This window comes from Methylobacterium nigriterrae, from assembly GCF_037106235.1.
GTDB classification, from domain to species: domain Bacteria; phylum Pseudomonadota; class Alphaproteobacteria; order Rhizobiales; family Beijerinckiaceae; genus Methylobacterium; species Methylobacterium nigriterrae.
In genome coordinates, this window is sequence record NZ_JBAWTG010000298.1 from 1 (window position 1) to 2,374 (window position 2,374).

Consider the following 2,374-nt stretch of genomic DNA (forward strand, 5'->3'; position numbering starts at 1 on the left):
GTGGCGATCCGACGTCGACCACGATCTCACATCTCGACAGGAGCAGCCGCCTTCAGCCGAACCGCGGCCTGACCCCAATCACCCCATCTGTCCGAGTAACGGGGTTTGGCGCCAGGGTTGTGGCTGCGCAAGGGCTTCGGGTTCGCTGGCGTGTGGACCGTCGCGAGCAGAACCAGCTGCTGGCGGTCTGCTTCGGATTTCCAGTGGTTAACAAAGTCTGAAACGAGGCCGACGCAGCCTCTACGGCGGCTGACGCCCGCGTTTGCGACAGGCCCGTTGCGGCTGCCGGAACGGGCCAGCGGGCGAACGTCACGCGGAGCCCTGCAGCCGCCGCAGCATCGCGTCCGAGAACGCGAGGCGGTGCGCAAAGCCGAGCATTCGCGGCCCGTTCACCAGCCGGGTGATCTCGGCGATGTCCCAGCCATCGGCGTAGGGCAGGCAGCGGTGGCTGGCGAGGTACCAGCAGCCAGACATCGCAGCGCCCTCGGCGGTCTCGCAGTAGGCGGCCGCCGCCTCGACCGACTGGTCGGTGGTCGCCGCAAAGGCCGCGTAGGCGTCCTTGCCGGTGATCTGGATCAGGCCGCGCCCGCGGTAGCGCCAGCCGTCGCCCGAGGCCTCGTCGCCATTGCCGAGGCGGCTGGCGTAGACGCGGTTCGCAAGCTTCTCGGGGTTACGCAGGTAGCCCTCCGCCTCGGTGGCGTCGCGGAAGTGTGGGCCGAAGGCGGCCATTACCGCCTCGACGTGGGTGTAGTAGAGGTCCTCAGAGATCTCCCTGAGGTCGGGCCCCGCCTCGACCAGGAACTGGCCGAGCGCCGCGGCCTTCCGCCGGTCGGTGTCGAGGCCGTATTTGTCGAAAGCTACCGTCAGGGCGGGCGCCCATTTCGCGGCGTTGCAGCCCGGGGCAACCGCGCGGAGCGCAGAGGCCAGCGCCTCGTTCGGGGCACTCCCCGGTGAGGGTACGTCGTGGGCTGAGGACGGCGGAGGCGGCGCGGGCATGACGGTCGGCAGCGCCGATCGTGGAGAAGCCGGGCCTCGCGGCAGCACGAGCGACATCGAGTTCTCGACGAAGTCTGCGCCGACATAGCCGGCGGCTGCGAGGCCGAGCAGCCGTTGAAGTGTCACAGCGGTGGTGAAATCATTCAGTCCGGTCGCCAGCCCCGCCAGGATACCGGCAATGAAGCCGATCATCAGACTCAAGAGAAGATACGACGCATCAAACTCGCTGCCTTGGTTCGGCATCATCGATTTCAGAGTGCCGGCGTTCTTAAGGCCCACCACGGCGCGCACGCCCTGACCGAGCAGGCCCATCACACCGCACACCAGAAGAGCCGTGAGGGTCTGCGCTCCCGTGCCGATCACCGTTGCATCAGCCATTGAAGAATTCCGCCTCCTAGGTGGGCTACGAGTTTGAGCGGCAAGCCCTAGCCCTGGGTTGCGTGTCACGAAATTCTGCTCTCAGAACGCCACTTCAGGCTGCGGAAGATCTCCGCGCTCACGGGTGTGGTTGGGTGCCGAAAAAGGTTGCAACAGGCCCGGACCGCGCTCAGTGCCGAGGCCCCGCCGTCGCAGAGCACATCACGTCGCACGGGAACATCGCGGGTGATGCGCGAGCGCGCGGCGCTCCGAGCGGCGTTCGTGATCGACGATAAATTTACTGCATCAGCCATAGTGGCTTCCCGCAGACGCTCAGACCATGCACCTAAAGCGTGGACGCGAGATGAGACTAATGTACGTTACCGTCTCATTCGGGGTCCGATATATTCATGATCCCACGTTGTATAAGCTGCATCAAGGTGATGAGGTGTCTGTCTTAACGCTGACCGCGGTCTAATTGAGTCATAGAGCTCAATCGCTGCACGGCCGCAGGCTGCCGACCCCGGGCGCGCAGAACCGCTTCGACGAACGCGTAGACCGGTCCACACCCGCATCCATCTCGCCGAGCTCACCGGCTACGTCGAGAGCACCATCTGCAATCTGCTCTGCGGCAAGGCCGTGCGCGACTAGACGATTGTTGATGTCTGCCAAGCCCTCAGGATTGAACCGAATTGGAGCAGGACTGCCATTTCGAGATCGCCGACGAGCGGTGCGGGGGTGTCGCAAAGTTTTTCGGCGGTTCGCCAGGGGCCTACACACCCAAGCTTCAGCATCCTTAAGTAGCACAGAGGACACCCTGAGCGCGCAGAATGCAACTTCAGGCTAGGGCCGAACGTACCTTGCCACGGCTCTTGGGCAACCGGACAAAGGTTTGCGACATGTGTGGACGCCCCTTTAGGAACAAGAGAAATCTTCAAGAGCGGTGTGGCACGTGGTCGGGTGCTGACATGTGTGCGGCCTTTGATGCGGCTCACACGCCGCAGGCCCGGATGGGAGTTCG

1 protein-coding gene and 1 pseudogene are annotated in these 2,374 nt (G+C 64.3%); one reads left to right on the forward strand and one right to left on the reverse strand.

Features of this window, described 5'->3' with window-relative positions; all coding sequences use genetic code 11:
- Nucleotides 1-111 precede the first annotated feature (111 nt).
- A pseudogene (locus WDW90_RS36405) lies at nt 112-221 on the forward strand (IS6 family transposase); the annotation flags it as partial.
- A gap of 88 nt (nt 222-309) precedes the next feature.
- Here WDW90_RS36405 and WDW90_RS36410 read toward each other — a convergent pair.
- Nucleotides 310-1,374: a glycoside hydrolase family 19 protein gene (locus WDW90_RS36410; protein ID WP_336492608.1), complete on the reverse strand. Its 1,065-nt coding sequence runs from the start codon at nt 1,372-1,374 to the stop codon at nt 310-312.
- Nucleotides 1,375-2,374 lie beyond the last annotated feature (1,000 nt).

Bases quoted from the DNA above. Each gene is read 5' to 3' on its own strand.
- WDW90_RS36410 (WP_336492608.1), bottom strand. From the start codon at position 1,374: ATGGCTGATGCAACGGTGATCGGCACGGGAGCGCAGACCCTCACGGCT.